The 18,230-nt window shown below is 56.7% G+C and carries 15 protein-coding genes; 5 read left to right on the forward strand and 10 right to left on the reverse strand.

The genetic code is table 11. The annotated features are described in order from the left end of the window. Window positions 1-179 precede the first annotated feature (179 nt). The 5 genes from phoH to putP form a co-directional block, all read right to left on the reverse strand. Window positions 180-968, reverse strand: a complete 789-nt coding sequence (gene phoH / locus WFK85_RS01610; protein WP_008455641.1) for a phosphate starvation-inducible protein PhoH — start codon at window positions 966-968, stop codon at window positions 180-182. 704 nt (window positions 969-1,672) lie between these two features. After that, window positions 1,673-2,959, reverse strand: a complete 1,287-nt coding sequence (gene efeB / locus WFK85_RS01615; RefSeq protein ID WP_336707861.1) for an iron uptake transporter deferrochelatase/peroxidase subunit — start codon at window positions 2,957-2,959, stop codon at window positions 1,673-1,675. Window positions 2,960-2,964: 5 nt separating this feature from the next. After that, window positions 2,965-4,089, reverse strand: coding sequence for an iron uptake system protein EfeO (gene efeO, locus WFK85_RS01620; protein WP_166875266.1), 1,125 nt, complete (start codon window positions 4,087-4,089; stop codon window positions 2,965-2,967). Window positions 4,090-4,153: 64 nt separating this feature from the next. Continuing rightward, window positions 4,154-4,987, reverse strand: coding sequence for an iron uptake transporter permease EfeU (efeU, locus tag WFK85_RS01625; RefSeq protein ID WP_336707860.1), 834 nt, complete (start codon window positions 4,985-4,987; stop codon window positions 4,154-4,156). A 492-nt stretch (window positions 4,988-5,479) separates the two neighbouring features. After that, complete coding sequence (putP, locus tag WFK85_RS01630; protein ID WP_336709681.1) at window positions 5,480-6,988, reverse strand: sodium/proline symporter PutP; 1,509 nt, start codon at window positions 6,986-6,988, stop codon at window positions 5,480-5,482. A 426-nt stretch (window positions 6,989-7,414) separates the two neighbouring features. Here putP and putA point away from each other — a divergent pair, with 426 nt between their 5' ends. Both putA and WFK85_RS01640 read left to right on the forward strand, forming a co-directional pair. After that, on the forward strand, window positions 7,415-11,377 hold the full coding sequence (gene putA / locus WFK85_RS01635; protein WP_336709680.1) for a trifunctional transcriptional regulator/proline dehydrogenase/L-glutamate gamma-semialdehyde dehydrogenase: 3,963 nt from the start codon (window positions 7,415-7,417) through the stop codon (window positions 11,375-11,377). A 61-nt stretch (window positions 11,378-11,438) separates the two neighbouring features. After that, the gene (locus tag WFK85_RS01640; protein WP_008455648.1) at window positions 11,439-11,831 is read left to right on the forward strand and encodes a lysozyme inhibitor LprI family protein; all 393 of its coding nucleotides are present in this window, start codon (window positions 11,439-11,441) and stop codon (window positions 11,829-11,831) included. A 6-nt stretch (window positions 11,832-11,837) separates the two neighbouring features. Here the strand turns inward: WFK85_RS01640 and rutR are convergent, their stop codons facing one another. The 3 genes from rutR to WFK85_RS01655 form a co-directional block, all read right to left on the reverse strand. Further along, window positions 11,838-12,476 carry an HTH-type transcriptional regulator RutR gene (rutR, locus tag WFK85_RS01645; protein WP_008455649.1) on the reverse strand — a complete coding sequence of 213 codons (639 nt, stop codon included), beginning with the start codon at window positions 12,474-12,476 and terminating at the stop codon, window positions 11,838-11,840. 37 nt (window positions 12,477-12,513) lie between these two features. Continuing rightward, window positions 12,514-13,449 carry a DMT family transporter gene (locus WFK85_RS01650; RefSeq protein ID WP_008455650.1) on the reverse strand — a complete coding sequence of 312 codons (936 nt, stop codon included), beginning with the start codon at window positions 13,447-13,449 and terminating at the stop codon, window positions 12,514-12,516. A gap of 154 nt (window positions 13,450-13,603) precedes the next feature. Continuing rightward, a complete protein-coding gene (locus tag WFK85_RS01655; protein ID WP_008455651.1) occupies window positions 13,604-13,777 on the reverse strand; it encodes a general stress protein in 174 nt (57 codons plus the stop codon). Window positions 13,778-14,154: 377 nt separating this feature from the next. On the opposite strand from WFK85_RS01655, the gene wrbA reads away from it, so the two are divergent. Next, window positions 14,155-14,751: an NAD(P)H:quinone oxidoreductase gene (gene wrbA, locus WFK85_RS01660; protein WP_166993692.1), complete on the forward strand. Its 597-nt coding sequence runs from the start codon at window positions 14,155-14,157 to the stop codon at window positions 14,749-14,751. Window positions 14,752-14,761: 10 nt separating this feature from the next. Next, a complete protein-coding gene (locus WFK85_RS01665; RefSeq protein ID WP_008455653.1) occupies window positions 14,762-14,989 on the forward strand; it encodes a YccJ family protein in 228 nt (75 codons plus the stop codon). Window positions 14,990-15,024: 35 nt separating this feature from the next. Here the strand turns inward: WFK85_RS01665 and agp are convergent, their stop codons facing one another. Continuing rightward, window positions 15,025-16,269, reverse strand: a complete 1,245-nt coding sequence (gene agp, locus WFK85_RS01670) for a bifunctional glucose-1-phosphatase/inositol phosphatase (RefSeq protein WP_336709678.1) — start codon at window positions 16,267-16,269, stop codon at window positions 15,025-15,027. A gap of 95 nt (window positions 16,270-16,364) precedes the next feature. Continuing rightward, entirely contained in the window at window positions 16,365-17,246 is an 882-nt protein-coding gene (locus tag WFK85_RS01675) for an HARLDQ motif MBL-fold protein (protein ID WP_336709677.1), read from the reverse strand. A gap of 74 nt (window positions 17,247-17,320) precedes the next feature. On the opposite strand from WFK85_RS01675, the gene WFK85_RS01680 reads away from it, so the two are divergent. After that, window positions 17,321-18,223 carry a LysR family transcriptional regulator gene (locus WFK85_RS01680; protein ID WP_336709688.1) on the forward strand — a complete coding sequence of 301 codons (903 nt, stop codon included), beginning with the start codon at window positions 17,321-17,323 and terminating at the stop codon, window positions 18,221-18,223. Window positions 18,224-18,230 lie beyond the last annotated feature (7 nt).

Below are 18,230 nucleotides of genomic sequence, written 5' to 3' on the forward strand. Positions count from 1 at the left end.
TTGTCTCTGCTTGAGGAAAGTATACGGCATGCATTCTGAAGAGAGATAATTCTCATGCCTCATAAATTGTCTCTCCTTGACCTGGCGTTATGACCCCCTTCACAGTTTGGCCAAATAATTCGCGCAAATAAAAAAGCCCAAACCGAAGTTTGGGCTTTTGTCTAAATCGTTGAAGACCGTCAGTCGTAGGCGTTCAGCGTGCGCTGGCAGAGGGCCGAGCGCACACAATCCTGCTTACCAAAGCGAACAACGCCGACCATGTCATCCTCTTCAAAACGGTTCAACGCATCGCTTAAACCGGACGGTACGCCCGCAGGTAAATCGCACTGCGTGATATCGCCATTGACGATAACCGTCACGTTTTCCCCGAGGCGGGTGAGGAACATCTTCATTTGCGCTGCGGTGACATTCTGCGCCTCATCCAGAATAACCACGGCATTTTCAAAAGTGCGTCCGCGCATATAGGCGAACGGCGCAATCTCAACCTTACCAATTTCAGGCCGCAGGCAATACTGCATAAAAGACGACCCTAAACGTCGCACCAGGATGTCATACACCGGGCGGAAATACGGGGCGAACTTTTCTGAGATATCACCGGGGAGGAAGCCGAGATCTTCATCGGCCTGCAGCACCGGACGGGTAACAATAATCCTGTCGACATCCTTATGTATCAGGGCCTCAGCGGCTTTTGCCGCGCTGATGAACGTCTTGCCACAGCCGGCTTCGCCGGTAGCAAATATCAGCTGCTTTTTCTCGATGGCATTGAGATAGTGCGCCTGAGCTTCATTCCGCGCTTCGATAGGTGAATGGTCGCGGCTGTCGCGCGCCATGCCTATAGATTCTACGCCGCTCATCTGCACAAGCGTGGTGACCGATTCCTCTTCACGCTGCCGGTGGCTACGCGAATCCCGTCTCAGCACACGTTTTGCTTCGCGACGAGCTTTGATCACAGCTTTCTGTCTTCCCATGGATGGCACCTTACAGTTGGTTTCATTTCCCGCGCCGTCTGGACAGGCGCGATTATGGCCACTAACGGATGAGGTTTGGCTTCCTTGTAAGCCATTAACTGCCGGTTGAGAGGGTGCGTTAAGCGAACGCGAAACGTTGCCTGACGCACCGTTAGGACGCTGATTTGACTCTGAATGGGGAAATTTAGCGGTGAAGATAGCGAAGCCGGAGGAGAGGCCTCCGCGCTGGGTAGTGCGGGTAAAGTGTTTAAGTAACCGTCCAGTACAGGACCCAACCATTCGCGATCTCCGTAGTGATTAAACGCCACAGCAGGGAACTACCGCTCATGCTTTAAGTACACCAAACATCACCCAAAATGCAACATAAATTTCACTTTTAAGTAACGTTTAATCGCAATCCGCTGCTGTGTACCGTTTTCGCACATCAATATTACAGAAATATATCAGCGGGATAGTCATAGGGAATTGTCATGAATAATTGGGGGAGCGAATTGTTAGCAAATGAAAATCTACATAAACCACTCTCGATAAGAACGGCTAAGGTTTCCCTCAGTCACAATGTCGCTTCTGGATTTACCCTCTCCCTGGCAGGGAGAGGGAATAAATAATGCTCCCGTCGACTGTTTTCTCCCTCGCCCCTGTGGGGAGAGGGCCGGGGTTAGGGGAAGATTCGTTCCCGGCTCTCATCACCGGTACGGCAATAATTACGCCTCAATCATCCCCTGCCCCAGATAATGCTGTTTATCCGGCACGCCCGGCAGCGCGAAGAAATACCCACCGCCGATCGGCTTGATGTACTCTTCCAGCGCCTCGCCGTTCAGCCTGCCCTGCACCGTCAGGAAGCCTTTTTCAAGGTCATGCTGGTAGCAGACGAACAGCAGCCCCATGTCGAGCTGACCGGATTTGGTGGCGCCCAGTGAATAGCTGTAGCCCCGCCGCATCATTAGCCCCGACTGCGTCTCTTTGGTCCTTGGATTTGCAAGGCGGATATGGGCATCCAGCGCAATCACATCGCCGTCCGGATCGGCGGCGTAGTCCGGCACATCATGCTCATTTGTCATACCCAGCGGCGCACCGCAGTGTTTCTCTCGCCCGAAGATAGTCTGCTGCTCTTTCAGCGGCGTACGGTCCCAGGACTCAACGTGGAACTGAATAATGCGCACGGCCTGATAGCTACCGCCGGTAGCCCAGGCTGGCTCCTGCTGTTGCTTCGTTACCCAAACCACGTCGTCCATCAGTGGTTTATCATGGCTGTCCGGGTTGGCCGTGCCGTCTTTGAAGCCTAACAGGTTGATGGGCGTCTCTTTCCCTCGGCTGCGCGCCGCATGGTTGGAGATGAACCCTTCCCGCTTCCAGCGCACGCTGAGGAGATCTGGCGTGTGCTTGATAATATCGCGCAACGCGTGGATCACAGTGTCGTTGGTGTTGGCACAAATCTGCAGCAGCAAATCGCCGTGACACAGGCTGGCATCCAGCGAATCATTCGGGAAACTGGTCATTGGCTGTAGCTTTTTCGGCATCTGCTTTTGCAGGCCAAAACGCTCGTCAAACAGCGAGCTGCCGGCAGACACCGTGATCGTCAGGTTATCCGGGTATATTTCCGCCCCAAGAATGCCAGAGTCCATCGGCGGTAACCGTGGATTTGGCGTTTCCGGTGCCGGGCCGCCGCGGGTCAGGAAGTCAAAGCGGGCGGTCAGCAGACGGAACAGACGTTCGAGGTCGGCTTTGTCACTGGCCAGCACGTCAAACGCCACGAGCATCATGGCGGCCTGCTGGGGTGTCAGAATCCCGGCCTGGTGTTCACCATACAGCGGTTGGCTTTCAAGGCGACCATCCGGCGGCAGCGTGCCCGGCGAAGAGGCCGGATTCGCCGCATGGACCGCCATCGGGCACCCGCCGCCCACGGCAAAAGCGCCCCCAAGGGCGCCCAGTGTTTTCAGCAGCTGGCGGCGCGCCGGTTGGTGCGCGCCGGTGTTGTCTTTATTGCTCATGATGCTTAGTCCAGGCCCATCACGCCACGCAGCTGAGACAGGTCTTCCGCAAGCGTCGTGATCGGCCCTTTCAGTGCCTTGCGATCGTTATCCGTCAGCTTGTCGTAGGTTTCAAACCCGTCTTTGGTGCGGTACTTCGCCAGAATGGCGTCAACTTTCTTGAAGTTGGCATCCACTTTCGCCAGCAGCGCCGGGTTCTCTTTAGTCAGTTGAGGACGCAGCAGGTTAACGATTTTCTGCGCGCCGTCGACGTTCGCCTGGAAGTCCCACAGGTCAGTGTGGCTGTAGCGGTCTTCTTCCCCGCTGATTTTGGTCGCAGCGACTTCTTCAATCAGGCCAGCTGCACCGCCAACCACTTTGCTCGGCGGGAAGGCCAGCTCGGAAACACGAGTCTGCAGATCCAGCACGTCGGCGTTCAGCTTGTCGGCAAACTGCGCGGCGTCTTTGGTGGTGTTGTCGCCAAACAGGATCTTCTCCAGACGGTGGAAACCGGTGAATTTCGGGTCATCCGCTTTTTTCTCGAAGTCGTCTTCACGGGCATCAATGCTGCTGTCGAGGTCTGAGAACAGCTCAGCAATCGGCTCAATACGCTCGTAATGCTGACGAGTTGGCGCATACAGGGCTTTGGCTTTCTCTAAATCGCCGGCTTTCACCGCGTCGGTAAAGGCTTTGGTACCTTTCACCAACTCAGCCACTTCAGCGGTCACGTAGGCTTTGTATTCGGTGATTGGACCGGTCAGCGCCAGCAGATCGGATTTAGGTGCTTCCTGTTTGCCGGTCGCTTTCACCACCAGCTTGCCTTTCGGGTTGGTCAGCAGACCGCAGGTCATGTCGTATTCACCCGGCTGCAGGTTAGCGGTCAGCTTCTGGGAGAAGCCCGGCGCGATGTTTTCACGCTCTTCCACTACCATCACCCCTTTCAGGATCTCCCACTCCAGCGCTTTCTGGCTGTTATTCTGGATAATGAACTGGGTCTTCCCGGCGTTCACGGTCACATTCATCGGCTCACATTGTTTATCCGTGACGGTGACTTTTACCTGGGGAATATCCGCCGCCTGCGCGGCAAACGTGGAAGAGACAAGCGCGAGCAGCGCAACGTGCAGTGCCTTCAGACGAAAATGTTTGGTCATGACCTATCCCTATTAAACAATGAGTAGTTATCACTGAACGGCGGATCGCCCCGCCGGAAATCAATTAACGAGCCGTATTGGTCGCCTGGTTGTTCACGCGCGGCGGCATAAAGAACAGCACCAGCGCCGGAATCAGATAGATGAAGTACATCGCCACTTCGCTCACGGTTGGGGTTTCCTGATAACCAAAAATCCCCTCCAGCAAGGTGCCGGTCAGCGAATGGGTGGAGAGCGTGTTGCTCATATCAAACGCGATGTCCTGGAAGTGGTTCCACAGCCCGGCTTCGTGGAATGCGCGCACGGCACCGGCTGCAAGGCCTGCGGCCACCAGCAGAATAAACAGACTGGTCCATTTAAAGAACGCGCCTAAATTGAGACGAATCCCGCCCCAGTAAATAAGGAAGCCTAAAACGATGGCGGTGGCCAGGCCCATAATCGCCCCCAGCGGTGGCCAAATGCCCACGTCCTGTTGGAAAGCCGCCAGCAGGAAGAACACCGACTCCAGACCTTCACGCGCGACGGCGAAAAAGACCATCATGATCAGCGCCCAGCCGTGGTTGCCTTTGCTGTGCAGCGCGTTATCCACCGCCTGCTCCAGCTGCACCTTGACGTTACGGGACACTTTACGCATCCAGAACACCATCCAGGTCAGAATAAACACGGCAATAACCGCCACGATCCCCTCAAACAGCTCCTGCTCTTTTTGCGGGAACTCGCCGGTGGTTTCATTGATGAAGATACCGAGGCCCAGGCAAAGTGCAGCGGCGGCAAAAACGCCAATCCACATCACGGCTATCCACTGGCCGCGCTGGGTACGCTTCAGATAGCTGGCAATCAGGCTAACGATGAGCGCAGCCTCCAGCCCTTCGCGTAACATGATGAGAAACGGAACAAACATGCCTGACACCTCAGATGTGAATACAAGTCAATTGACGTAAAGAAAAGTAAACCATAACGATTGTGATTATCATTAGCGCTGAAAAGAAAAACAAGAGACGGGGATTACATATTTATGACCAGATGTAAAAAGGGCCGGATTAACCGGCCCTTCAGACTGATGACAACCCTCTGACGAAAGAAGAAATATCAGACAGCTCGTTAAAAAACAGGAAAATCAATTCATTGATTTTCGGCTGCTCACCACAAAGAGGGAAAAACCACGCTTTTTTCCTCTTTGTCAGCAACCTATAAAGGGCCGGATTAACCGGCCCTTCAGACTGATGACAACCCTCTGACGAAAGAAGAAATATCAGACAGCTCGTTAAAAAACAGGAAAATCAATTCATTGATTTTCGGCTACTCACCACAAAGAGGGAAAAACCACGCTTTTTTCCTCTTTGTCAGCAACCTATAAAGGGCCGGATTAATCGGCCCTGTAAAAGATCACCTGTTACTCAGGCTGCAGCTTGCTCGGCGGCGCGGTGTGATAAACCGCATCAGCTTCGGCGAAACGCTTCTGCATGGACGTTGAAGGTGCTTTCCCCAGCAGGCTCACCGCCACAATCGCCAGGCTGGCGAAAACGAAACCAGGGATAATTTCGTACAGCCCCAGCCAGCCAAACTGCTTCCAGACCAGCACGGTTGCCGCCCCGACAATCATCCCTACCAGCGCCCCGTTGCGGGTCATGCGTGACCACATCACCGAGAACAGCACCACCGGGCCAAACGCAGCGCCAAAACCGGCCCAGGCGTAGCTGACCAGGCCCAGCACGCGGTTTTCCGGGTTAGCGGCCAGGGCAATCGCCACCAGCGCCACCACCAGCACCATCATGCGCCCTACCCACACCAGCTCTTTCTGGCTCGCGCCTTTACGCAGGAATGCTTTGTACAGATCTTCGGTAATCGCGCTGGAGCACACCAACAGCTGGCAGCTCAGCGTGGACATCACCGCCGCCAGAATCGCGGAGAGCAACACCCCGGCAATCCACGGGTTGAACAGGATTTGCGCCAGTTCGATAAACACCCGTTCGCCGTTTTGCGTCACCGCCCCGGCCTGCTCTGGGTTGTTGTTAAAGTAGGCAATCCCAAAGAAGCCCACCGCGCAGGCACCCGCCAGGCAGAGGATCATCCAGGTCATACTGATGCGCCGTGCGTTCACGATGGTGTGGTGTGAATCCGCCGCCATAAAGCGCGCCAGAATATGCGGCTGGCCAAAGTAGCCCAGGCCCCAGCCCATCAGCGAAACGATAGCGACAAAGTTCAGCCCTTTCAGCATATCGACGTTTTCGATGCTCTTTTGCTTAATCACCATCAGGGAATCATCGAGGCCGCCAACGGCAATGATCACCATCACCGGCGTCAGAATCAGCGCGAAGATCATCAGGCTGGCCTGCACGGTATCCGTCCAGCTCACCGCCAGGAACCCGCCCACAAAGGTATAGAGGATGGTAGCGGCCGCCCCGGCCCACAGCGCCGTTTCGTAGCTCATGCCAAAGGTGCTTTCAAACAGGCGCGCCCCGGCCACGATGCCGGAAGCACAATAAATGGTGAAGAACAGCAGGATCACCAGCGCCGAGATAATCCGCAGCAGGCGACTGGAGTCTTCAAAACGCCCGGTAAAGTAATCCGGCAACGTCAGCGCATTGTTGTTCAATTCCGTGTGAACGCGCAGGCGCCCCGCCACTAATTTCCAGTTGATCCACGCCCCTAAGGTCAGGCCGATGGCGATCCAGCTTTCTGAAATCCCGGAGATAAAGATCGCGCCCGGCAACCCCATTAACAGCCAGCCGCTCATATCCGAGGCGCCCGCCGACAGCGCGGTCACCACGCTCCCGAGGCTACGGCCGCCAAGAATGTAGTCGTCAAAACTGCGGGTTGAACGCCAGGCGATAAAGCCGATGAGAATCATGCCAAAGATATAAACGAGGAAGGTCACCAGCATCGGTGTGCTAATTGTCATTCAGACTTCTCCATAGCTATTACGCCTGCTCTCTCTGACCAGGCTGCTTCGCGCCGGAACGAGGCGCTGTGTTGTTATCGTGATGTAATGGGGAATGCATCCTGCCGGAACCCTTTATTTTTCACAAACGATTTAACACGGCATTTACATCGTTTGCATCTGCCTTAGGTAAGCATTTTTCACCAGGTTGCACTTACTCACACTTTTAGCGGTTGCACCGTTAAAAAGTGTTAACTTCATCAATAAATCTAGCGTTCCGCTTCCCGCTACGTCAGACGATTTTCTTATCTTACTGGTAACAATTCCTCTTTTTTGCGGGCCCTTTATCGGCTTCGATTTAACAAGGTTGCACAAAGTTGCAACTTCATAGATATTGCTGGCTAACAAAGCACAACCCCGAATCATCATTAACCTGGAGACTGTCGTATGGGCACCACCACGATGGGCGTAAAACTGGATGAAGCGACGCGCGACCGCATTAAAGAAGCCGCCTCACGCATTGACCGCACCCCACACTGGCTGATTAAGCAGGCGATTTTTAATTATCTCGAGCGCCTGGAAAGCAGCGATGAGCTGCCTGAGCTACCAGCCCTGCTGGCCGGGGCGGCCAATGAGAGCGAAGAATCTCCGGTGCAGCCTGAAGAAGTGGCGCAGCCGTTCCTCGATTTTGCCGAGCAGATCCTGCCGCAGTCCGTCAGCCGGGCCGCGATTACCGCCGCGTGGCGTCGCCCTGAAACCGATGCAGTCCCGATGATCCTTGAGCAGGCTCGCCTGGCGCCGGCCATCGCCGAACAGACGCAAAAGCTGGCTTACCAGCTGGCCGACAAGCTGCGCAACCAGAAAACGGCGTCCGGCCGCGCGGGCATGGTTCAGAGCCTGCTGCAGGAGTTCTCCCTGTCTTCCCAGGAAGGCGTGGCGCTGATGTGCCTCGCGGAAGCGCTGCTGCGTATCCCGGATAAAGCCACCCGAGACGCGCTGATCCGCGACAAAATCAGCAACGGGAACTGGCACTCGCACATTGGCCGCAGCCCGTCGCTGTTCGTGAACGCGGCAACCTGGGGCCTGCTGTTTACCGGCCGCCTGGTGTCCACCCATAACGAAGCCAGCCTTTCCCGCTCCCTGAACCGCATCATCAGCAAAAGCGGTGAACCACTGGTGCGTAAAGGCGTGGACATGGCGATGCGCCTGATGGGCGAGCAGTTCGTGACCGGCGAAACCATCGCCGAAGCGCTGGCTAACGCCCGCAAGCTGGAAGAGAAAGGTTTCCGCTACTCCTACGACATGCTGGGCGAAGCTGCGCTGACCGCCGCCGACGCGCAGGCCTATATGGTTTCCTACCAGCAGGCGATTCACGCCATCGGTAAAGCGTCCAACGGCCGCGGGATTTATGAAGGCCCGGGTATTTCCATCAAGCTTTCCGCTCTGCACCCACGTTACAGCCGTGCGCAGTACGACCGCGTGATGGAAGAGCTGTACCCGCGCCTGAAGTCCCTCACGCTGCTGGCTCGCCAGTATGACGTTGGCATTAACATTGACGCCGAAGAGGCAGATCGCCTGGAGATCTCCCTCGATCTGCTGGAAAAACTCTGCTTTGAACCTGAGCTGGCGGGCTGGAACGGCATCGGCTTTGTTATCCAGGCCTACCAAAAGCGCTGCCCGTTTGTGATTGATTACCTGGTTGATTTGGCCACCCGCAGCCGTCGCCGCCTGATGATTCGCCTGGTCAAAGGCGCCTACTGGGACAGCGAAATCAAACGCGCCCAGGTCGACGGTCTGGAAGGGTACCCGGTCTATACCCGCAAGGTGTACACCGACATCTCCTACCTCGCCTGCGCCAAGAAACTGCTGGCCGTGCCGAACCTGATCTATCCGCAGTTTGCGACCCATAACGCCCACACGCTGGCTGCTATCTATAATCTGGCCGGGCAGAACTACTACCCAGGCCAGTACGAGTTCCAGTGCCTGCACGGCATGGGTGAGCCGCTGTATGAGCAGGTGGTGGGGAAAGTCGCAGACGGCAAACTGAACCGCCCTTGCCGCATTTACGCCCCGGTGGGTACGCACGAAACGCTGCTGGCTTACCTGGTGCGTCGCCTGCTGGAAAACGGCGCCAACACCTCTTTCGTCAACCGCATTGCCGACGCCACCCTGCCGCTGGACGAGCTGGTTGCGGACCCGGTGAGCGCGGTGGAAGCCATGGCCGCCAAAGAGGGCCAGCCAGGGTTGCCGCATCCTAAAATCGCCCTGCCGAATGCGCTTTACGGGGCGGAACGCGCCAACTCCAGCGGCCTTGATTTAGCTAACGAACACCGCCTGGCGTCGCTTTCTTCCGCCCTGCTGAACAGCGCTGCACAGAAATGGCACGCCACACCGGTGCTGGAACAGCCGGTTATTGAAGGTGAATTAACGCCGGTGAAAAACCCGGCCGAGCCAACCGACATTGTGGGCTACACCCGTGAAGCCACGAGCGAAGAGGTTTCCCTCGCGCTTGAGAATGCCGTCAACCACGCGCCAATCTGGTTTGCCACCCCGCCGCAGGAGCGCGCCGCTATTCTCGAACGCGCCGCCGTGATGATGGAAAGCCGCATGCAGCAGCTGATCGGCATCCTTGTGCGTGAAGCGGGTAAAACCTTCAGCAACGCCATTGCCGAAGTGCGTGAGGCCGTGGACTTCCTGCACTATTACGCAGGCCAGGTGCGTGACGATTTCGACAATGAAACGCATCGTCCTCTTGGCCCGGTGGTCTGTATCAGCCCGTGGAACTTCCCGTTGGCTATCTTTACCGGCCAGATTGCCGCCGCGCTTGCCGCCGGGAACAGCGTGCTGGCCAAGCCTGCGGAACAAACTCCACTGATCGCCGCCCAGGGCGTGGCGATCCTGCTTGAAGCAGGCGTACCTGCGGGCGTACTCCAGTTGTTGCCCGGCCGCGGTGAAACCGTCGGGGCGCAGCTCACAGGCGACTCCCGCGTACGCGGTGTGATGTTCACCGGCTCAACTGAAGTCGCGTCTCTGCTGCAGCGCAATATCGCCGACCGCCTCGATCCTCAGGGCCGCCCAACGCCGCTGATTGCGGAAACCGGCGGCCTTAACGCGATGATCGTGGACTCCTCCGCGCTAACCGAACAGGTTGTGGTGGACGTGGTTTCCTCCGCCTTCGACAGCGCCGGGCAGCGCTGCTCCGCCCTGCGCGTACTCTGCCTGCAGGAAGACGTGGCTGACCACACGCTGCAAATGCTTCGTGGTGCCATGGCGGAATGCCGCATGGGTAACCCAGGCCGCCTGACCACCGACATTGGGCCAGTGATTGACGCCGAAGCGCAGCAGAAAATTGAGAAGCACATCCAGGCGATGCGCGCCAAAGGCCGCACCGTGTTCCAGGCCGTGCGTGAAAACAGCGTGGACGCGCGCGAATGGCAGTCCGGCACCTTTGTAGCGCCAACCCTTATCGAGCTGGAAAGCTTCGACGAGATGAAGAAAGAAGTGTTCGGCCCGGTGCTGCACGTGGTGCGCTACAGCCGCAACAATCTTGAATCGCTGATTAAGCAGATCAATGCCGCTGGCTATGGTCTGACGCTCGGCGTGCATACCCGAATCGACGAGACGATTGCCCAGGTCACCGGCTCCGCCCACGTCGGCAACATGTACGTTAACCGCAACATGGTCGGCGCCGTGGTTGGCGTTCAGCCCTTCGGCGGCGAAGGCCTGTCCGGTACCGGCCCTAAAGCCGGTGGTCCGCTGTACCTGTACCGCCTGCTGGCGAATCGCCCTGAAAATGCGCTGCAAACCACTTTCAACCGCCACGATGCGGAAACCCCGGTGGATGCCTCCCTGAAGAGCGATCTGCAGGTTGCCCATCAGGCACTGAGCGAGTGGGCGACCAACCGCGAGGAACTGAAAGCCGTTTGCCAGCAGTTTGGTGAGCTGGCGCAAAGCGGAACGCTGCGCGTGCTGCCTGGCCCAACCGGAGAGCGCAATACATATGCTCTGCTGCCGCGTGAACGCATTCTTTGCGTCGCCGACGATGAGCGCGATGCGCTAGTACAGTTGGCGGCGGTAACCAGCGTGGGCAGCCGCGTGCTGTGGGCGGATGACAGCCTGCATCGCGACCTGGCGAAGCAGTTGCCTAAAGCCGTGCAGCAGCAGGTTGATTTTGCCAAGCCGGAAGATCTGCTGAAGCAGCCGTTTGAGGCGGTGATTTACCACGGCGACTCCGACCAGCTGCGCAAACTTTGCGAAGCCGTCGCGGCTCGCACCGGGGCGATTGTTTCCGTTCAGGGCTTCGCGCGCGGGGAAAGTAACATCCTGCTTGAGCGTCTCTACGTGGAGCGTTCTCTGAGCGTGAACACCGCTGCCGCGGGCGGCAACGCCAGCCTGATGACAATCGGTTAACAGTCTGTCAGGATACAAAGGCTCTCGTCATGAGAGCCTTTTTTTTGATGAGGACACCAGAATGAAACGCGTGTGTTTACTTGTTGGCGGGCTGCTGCTGAGCGGGGCCGCCCTGGCCGATGGCTGTGATTCCGCCGCCACCCAGGCCGATATGAACCAGTGCTATGCCGCAGAGTATAAAAAGCAGGACGAGCGGCTGAATAAAACCTATAAAGAAGTGATGTCCCGGGCAACCGACAAGCAAAAAGAACTGCTTAAAAAGGCGCAGAACGCGTGGATTGCCTTCCGCGATGCGGACTGTGATTTTATGAGTTCTGGCGCGGAACAAGGTTCGGTCTACCCGATGGTACGTGCCAACTGCCTGGCGGATAAAACGCTGGAACGTACCGAGCTGCTGAAGGGCACGCTGGAGTGCGAAGAGGGCGACGTAAGCTGCGTCCTGCCCCCTAAGTAAGCGCGATTAGCGCACCCGAATCCCCTCAATAATCATCCGCTGCACGTTTTCCACCGTGCGGCGGAAAAAGTCTTCATCCTGCAGCGTATTGCCGGTAACGGCCTCAACCTGGCTGGCAAAATCCGCGTAGTGCTGGGTCGTGGCCCAAAGCATAAAAATAAGGTGATGCGGGTCAACGGCAGCAAGTTTACCGCTGGCTACCCAACCCGCAACGATCGCCGATTTGTCATCCACCAGGGCCTTCAGGTCGCCCGTCAGCTCGCCTTTCAGCAAAGGCGCACCCTGCAGCATCTCCAGGCAAAACAGCTTCGACGCCTGCGGATAATCCCTTGAAACTTCAAGCTTGAGGCGAATGTATTCCCCAATCGCCACCAGCGGCTGCAAATCTTCCCGAAAGGCACGCAGCGGCGCCAGCCAGATATCCAGGATCTGCTTCAGCACTGCGATGTAGAGCGCTTCTTTGGAAGGGTAGTAATAAAGCAGGTTAGTTTTTGACACTTCGGCCCGCTCGGCAACCTGCTCAAGGCTGGTGCCGTGGATGCCATATTGCGAAAAAAACGCCAGCGCAGCGTCAAGAATGGCCTGTTTTTTGGCGGCGACGGCTTTCGATCGGCGTCCAGGGGTTTTGATGTCGGTGGCGGCCATGCGAGTTCTCCTTTTTTTCGCTGGCCTGAAGTATAGCTCAGACGCCCTCGCCTTCGGTATCTTCCTGCCAGTCGCGCTTCGCGTTTGCCGCTTTCTTGCGCTTGAGCTTCAGTTCGCTAACCAGCACCCCGAGGACGATCAACGCCCCGCCAACCAGCGCAAGCAGCGGGAGGCGCTCGCCCGCCATGCGGCCAAAGATCCCCGCCCAAACCGGCTCGCCGGTATAAATTACCGTGGCTCGTGTCGGCGACACGCTGCGCTGCGCCCAGTTCATCGTCACCTGAATGATGGCGCTGAAAATCCCAAGCCCCAGGGCAATCATCACCAGCCCAGGGCTGAAATGCGGCACGCTTTCCCCGGCAGGGACCATCGCTGCAAACGACACCAGCGAAGCCGTGGCCAGCTGTACTACAGTCACACGTTTGATATCCACTTTCCCCGCCCAGGCGCTGATCAGGATTATCTCAGCGGCAATCGCCACGGCACCGATAAGCGTAATGATTTCCCCGGCCCCCAGCGAGAGGCTGGTGCCTTCCGGCCCGGCAAGAAAAATCAGGCCAACAAAGGCCAGCACGACGCCAATCCAGGACATCAGCCCCGGCATACGGCCAAGGCAAATCCACTGTAGGAGCGGCACAACGGGCACGTACATCGCGGTAATAAAGGCGGATTTGCTGCTGGGAATTGTCTGGAGTCCCCAGGTCTGCATGCTGTAGCCGATGGCAATCGCCACGCCGATCAGCCCCCCCGCTTTGATTTCCAGCCAGGTTAACCCGCGCAGAGATTTCAGCGACAGCAGCCCGACGGCAATGGCGGCGGTGGCGAAGCGCAGACCAACAAAGAAAAACGGGTCGCTCATCGTCATGGCGTACTGCACCGCCAGGAATGTGCCGCCCCAGAACATGGTGATGAGGATAAGCAGCGCTTCCTGCGGCTTAACGGAGAATTTATAACGGCTTAATGGCGCAGACATGAGGGAGACCGGAAAAATCAGGGTGAAAGTCGATGTGCTATAGTGCTTCCAGTCACATTTTGTTGCAATGGGAAAATAGAAAACCGCCGGCTAACCGGCGGTCGGGGTATTTCGGCGCAAGCGTTAATTCGCCCTGCGCTTCACAAAGTCACGGCTATTTATTTTTGCTGCCGTGGCTGTTTTTACCCCCTTTTTGACCAGCTTCTGAGGCGCGCTGCGGATCGTTTTTAAAGTTACCGCCGCTGTGCTGGCCACCTTTACGACCTGCTTCTGATGCTCTTTCACGGTCTTCAGCGAAATTACCTGAACCACCACGATGGTTTGCCATTTCTAACCTCCGGATTTAGGACATCATATTGCATTCAATAAAAGAGAACGCTTTTGCCACGCGGCCAGGCGGGCCTGCCGCCAACGTTTCCGCGTGGCTCTAAGCTTAGTGCACCGGCGCGGTCGGGCTTCTGTTCAGACATATCCAGAAACATGCCGGTGAGCTTATCTTTTTATCCTTCCACTGCGGCGCGATAAGCCCCTCTTCTACATGGTCAAAAAACAGCCAGTAAAATGTTAGCTAATGCTACAGGGTCAAAATTTCATCTGCGCTTGTGATGTATCAAGGAAAGGCCATTCAGGTTTGCACTCTGCGCCACAGGTCATATCTTTAAAGGAGTGCAGTAAAACTGCAGTTCAACTGAGGAGTGAAGCAAGATGGCTAAAGTACTGGTGCTTTATTATTCAATGTATGGACACATCGAAACTATGGCTAAAGCCGTGGCGGAAGGTGCACAGAAAGTCGATGGGGCGGAAGTGACGATAAAGCGCGTGCCCGAAACCATGTCCCCGGAAGTCTTTGCTAAAGCCGGGGGCAAAACCCATACCGCGCCGGTCGCTACGCCGCAGGAGCTGGCCGACTACGACGCTATCATCTTCGGTACCCCTACCCGCTTCGGCAATATGGCCGGCCAGATGCGCACCTTCCTCGATCAAACGGGCGGCCTTTGGGCTTCCGGCGCGCTTTACGGCAAACTGGGCAGCGTATTCAGCTCTACCGGCACCGGCGGCGGCCAGGAGCAGACCATCACCTCCACCTGGACCACGCTCGCCCACCACGGGATGGTGATTGTGCCTATCGGCTATGCGGCACAGGAGCTGTTTGATGTTTCTCAGGTTCGCGGCGGCACGCCTTACGGCGCAACAACCATTGCCGGCGGCGACGGCTCACGCCAGCCAAGTCAGGAAGAACTGGCGATCGCCCGCTATCAGGGAGAGCACGTCGCAGGCCTGGCGGTTAAACTGAAAGGTTAACGGAGGAGTGATGACCACATCTCAGGCAAAAGCCCACCACGTTGGCGAGTGGGCGAGTCTTCGCAACACCTCACCAGAAATTGCAGAAGCCATTTTTGAGCTGGCGAAGTATGACGAAAAGCTGGCCGAAAAAATTTGGGAAGAAGGGAGCGATGAAGTCCTGCCGCTCGCCTTTGCTAAAACCGATAAGGACTCGCTCTTCTGGGGCGAACAGACCATCGAGCGCAAAAACGTTTAATCCTTCTGCTGCCCCCTTTCGGGGGCAGCCTCTTCTTACTTCACGGCTTCATTCAGCACTTCGCTAAACTTATCCCATGAGCAGTAGCCGCTGGTGTCCGTCGGGCAGCCTTCCAGCTCCAGCGTCACACGTTTTGGCGGGTGCTTCAGGGTTAACACATCGCCATTGCGCAGCTGGTCGGCGCTCTGGTAAACGTATTCCACTTTCAGCAGGTCGCGGTTGTTGGTCTTATCATGCCAGCGCTGGAACAGAATATTGCCGCCAATCGGGGTACGCTCATACTGCCCCGGCAGCTGATAAGGCTTGAACTGCAGCGCGGTCAGCAGCGACGCAATGTTCGAATCATGCCCCACCATCAGCGTCACTTTCGGCCCTGAAGCGGCTGCTTTGGACGTTAACGCGTTCTGAATGTATTTCACCAGCGGAGCCGCGACGTTGCGGGCCACTTCCGGGGAAGTAAACAGCGTGTCCTGATAGCTATTTTTGAGCTGGGAAAGCACGCGCCACTGTTCCGCCGTTTTGATTTTTCCCCACGCGACCTGGTCCATCGGGAAACCTTCGTAATATTGCAGCGTGAACGCATCGACCAGGGCATTGCCCACCTTCAGGGAACCGTTAACGCCCGGCTCCTGAGTTGCATTGGCGCTAAAGACGTCTTTTGGCCCGTTCAGCTCACATAGCTGCTTCTCTTTGCAGGTTGGCGAGTTTTTATAGCCGACAATGTGCTCCAGCAGTTTATAGCTGTCGGCCAGCTTGTATTCAGTGCGCTGTTTTTCCATCGCCTGAACGGCTTTGGCTTTAAACTCCGGCGAGTCGTTGGTGATCACCGGGTTGAACACCGGGTCCATGGTGCCCATTTTTTCCTGGTGATGTACCGGCACATCGCAGCCAGGGAAAGCCCCGGTAATGAAGAATTGCGCGGTAGCGACGGTGCGCTGAAGGCTGTTGGCATAGGCATAAACGCTTTCCGGCGCCGGGCATTCGCCGCTGGTTACCAGATTCTGGCTCGCCAGCCATTCACGCATGTAATGCCCCATATAGACTTCCAGCACCCCGCCTTTGGTGGTGAGCTGCCCGCCAGGCACATCCCACTCCGGCCATGCCTGCGCGGTAGACTGCTCAAGCACGCTGCCGTTGTTGGCCAGCGGCGCGCGCAGGTTATGACGGCTCATCAGCAAAACCTGCTGCAGCTGGTAGCCGTCCGGCACGGTGTCCGCTTTCGCCAGGCCTGGGGCAAGACAGGCGGCGGCCAGCAATGAGGCAACAATTTTTTTCTTCATTACTTATTCCTCAGGGAGTGATTAATAAAATGTGAAGAATATATTGTGACAGAAAAATGACAGCTGACCTGCCTGGCGGATCGCAAAAAGCCCTATTATTCCGTTTGTTGTTTCAGCTGCGCTTCAAAGCGCTGGCGAGAGAGATCCACATAGCGTTGTAACCCGTCTCTGTCGATAAAGGCGTTGCTATCTCCGGCGGCAAGCCGGGCCTGTTTCTCCGCCAGACCAAAGCGTTCCCCTTTGTTCGCCACAAAAATGTCCGCTTTTTGTGCCGCGAGCGTGGCAAAACTGTGGCGGATGTCGTTCACCAGCGTCGGGTAATTCTTGTTCGCCACCAGATAATAGTCCGGCGTGGCGAGACTGTCGGCGTAAATAAGCGTGTACCCACCTGGCAGCGCAAACAGCCATGACGTGCTGCCCGGCAGATGCCCCGGTGTCAGCAGCGCTGTCGCGGTTACGCCACCCAGCTTTAGCGTCTCGTGGTCATGAATGATTTTATCCGTGGTGACCGGTGGAAAGGGCAGCGCGTCTCCCAGCGCAAAATCCTCTTTGCCTCCCCGCGCCATTTGGTCAGCATTCTCCCTGCTGGCAACCAGCTTTGCCCCGCTCCACTTTTTCAGTTTGGCAATGCCCCCGGCCTGATCGAGCCGGGCATGGCTGTTGAGGATGAACCGCACGTCGCGAATATCAAAACCCAGAGAAGCAATGTTCTCTTTGATGCCGCTGGCGCTTGCGTCCAGCGCACCGTCGACGAGAATATGCCCCTCAGGCGTGGTAATCAAAATGGACGAGAGATTTTCGGTGCCGACATACCAGACGTTCGCTGCCATACGGAACGGTTTGACCGGTTTGGCCCAGCCTTCAAAAAGCGAATAAGGCGGCGCGGCAGACAGCGGTTGGGTTGGATTTAATGCCGCAGAACTGCCGGCAGAGAAGACTGAAATCATGCAGGTAAATAACAGACTATAACGGTTCACAGGTGGCTCCTTTTGGTCAGGAGGCGCAGTATACTGCCGGGCAATTTAGTCCGATGCAATTGAGAAATGATGGCGTGAATATCCTGCAATTAGACATGAATCTGCTGAAGGTGCTGTACGTGATGTTAACCACCGGCTCGACCAGCCGAACGGCGCAAAAGCTGGCGCTTAGCCCGTCCGCCGTCAGCCATGCTCTCGCCCGCCTGCGTGATGCCCTGGGCGATCCGCTTTTTCGTCGGGAAGGCAATGCCCAGGTGCCCACATCTTTCGCACTCGGTATTAAAGAACGCCTGATCCCGCTCTTCGTGTCCCTGAATGAAGAATTATTTGGCGAAGAGCATGCGGAGGAGCGCCGATTTCGTCTGGTTCTGCCCCCGGCGCTGAATGTGTTGCTCACGCCGGAACTCGCCCGCAAAGGGCATCAGGCTGGGGCCATTATTGAATGCCTGACGTTTGAACGGCGTGCGTGGCGTGATGAGCTGCTGGAGGGACGAATAGATTTGTTGATTGCGATTGGCGATCATCAAAAACGCGTCAGTGCCCTGCATTATGAGCGCGTAGGCAGCACGCGCCTGATTGCTGTTTTCGGCGAACCACTGTCCTCCAGACTTAACGGGCGTGAAACTCTGACCTTTGACGAACTGCCGCAGTTTGATCATTTCTATTGTCACCCCTGGCCACAGGGCATTAACGAGCTCGATCGCCAGCAGGCACGTGCCGGGCTCGAACGCCGCCTGGCCTTTACCTGTAGCGACTACGGACAGCTCGCTCCCGCCCTGCGCAATGCCCCGCTGATGGCTATCGTGCCGGCCCCATGGTTTGATACCCTGAATAACAAAGCCCAGCTTTTTACGCTGCCGCTGTCCGGCGACCAGGCTATTGGTAGCCTGTTTTTGCAGTACCGGACCTCCACCGTGGAATGGAAACAGCGTCTGATAGACAGCCTGCGCCGTACGCTGGCCGCCTGGTATCATTGAAATTACC

Origin of the sequence: Cedecea sp. VD22 (assembly GCF_037150195.1) — a bacterium.
GTDB lineage: Bacteria > Pseudomonadota > Gammaproteobacteria > Enterobacterales > Enterobacteriaceae > Cedecea.

Bases quoted from the DNA above. Each gene is read 5' to 3' on its own strand.
- phoH (WP_008455641.1), bottom strand. From the start codon at position 968: ATGGGAAGACAGAAAGCTGTGATCAAAGCTCGTCGCGAAGCAAAACGT.
- efeB (WP_336707861.1), bottom strand. From the start codon at position 2,959: ATGAGCAATAAAGACAACACCGGCGCGCACCAACCGGCGCGCCGCCAG.
- efeO (WP_166875266.1), bottom strand. From the start codon at position 4,089: ATGACCAAACATTTTCGTCTGAAGGCACTGCACGTTGCGCTGCTCGCG.
- efeU (WP_336707860.1), bottom strand. From the start codon at position 4,987: ATGTTTGTTCCGTTTCTCATCATGTTACGCGAAGGGCTGGAGGCTGCG.
- putP (WP_336709681.1), bottom strand. From the start codon at position 6,988: ATGACAATTAGCACACCGATGCTGGTGACCTTCCTCGTTTATATCTTT.
- putA (WP_336709680.1), top strand. From the start codon at position 7,415: ATGGGCACCACCACGATGGGCGTAAAACTGGATGAAGCGACGCGCGAC.
- WFK85_RS01640 (WP_008455648.1), top strand. From the start codon at position 11,439: ATGAAACGCGTGTGTTTACTTGTTGGCGGGCTGCTGCTGAGCGGGGCC.
- rutR (WP_008455649.1), bottom strand. From the start codon at position 12,476: ATGGCCGCCACCGACATCAAAACCCCTGGACGCCGATCGAAAGCCGTC.
- WFK85_RS01650 (WP_008455650.1), bottom strand. From the start codon at position 13,449: ATGTCTGCGCCATTAAGCCGTTATAAATTCTCCGTTAAGCCGCAGGAA.
- WFK85_RS01655 (WP_008455651.1), bottom strand. From the start codon at position 13,777: ATGGCAAACCATCGTGGTGGTTCAGGTAATTTCGCTGAAGACCGTGAA.
- wrbA (WP_166993692.1), top strand. From the start codon at position 14,155: ATGGCTAAAGTACTGGTGCTTTATTATTCAATGTATGGACACATCGAA.
- WFK85_RS01665 (WP_008455653.1), top strand. From the start codon at position 14,762: ATGACCACATCTCAGGCAAAAGCCCACCACGTTGGCGAGTGGGCGAGT.
- agp (WP_336709678.1), bottom strand. From the start codon at position 16,269: ATGAAGAAAAAAATTGTTGCCTCATTGCTGGCCGCCGCCTGTCTTGCC.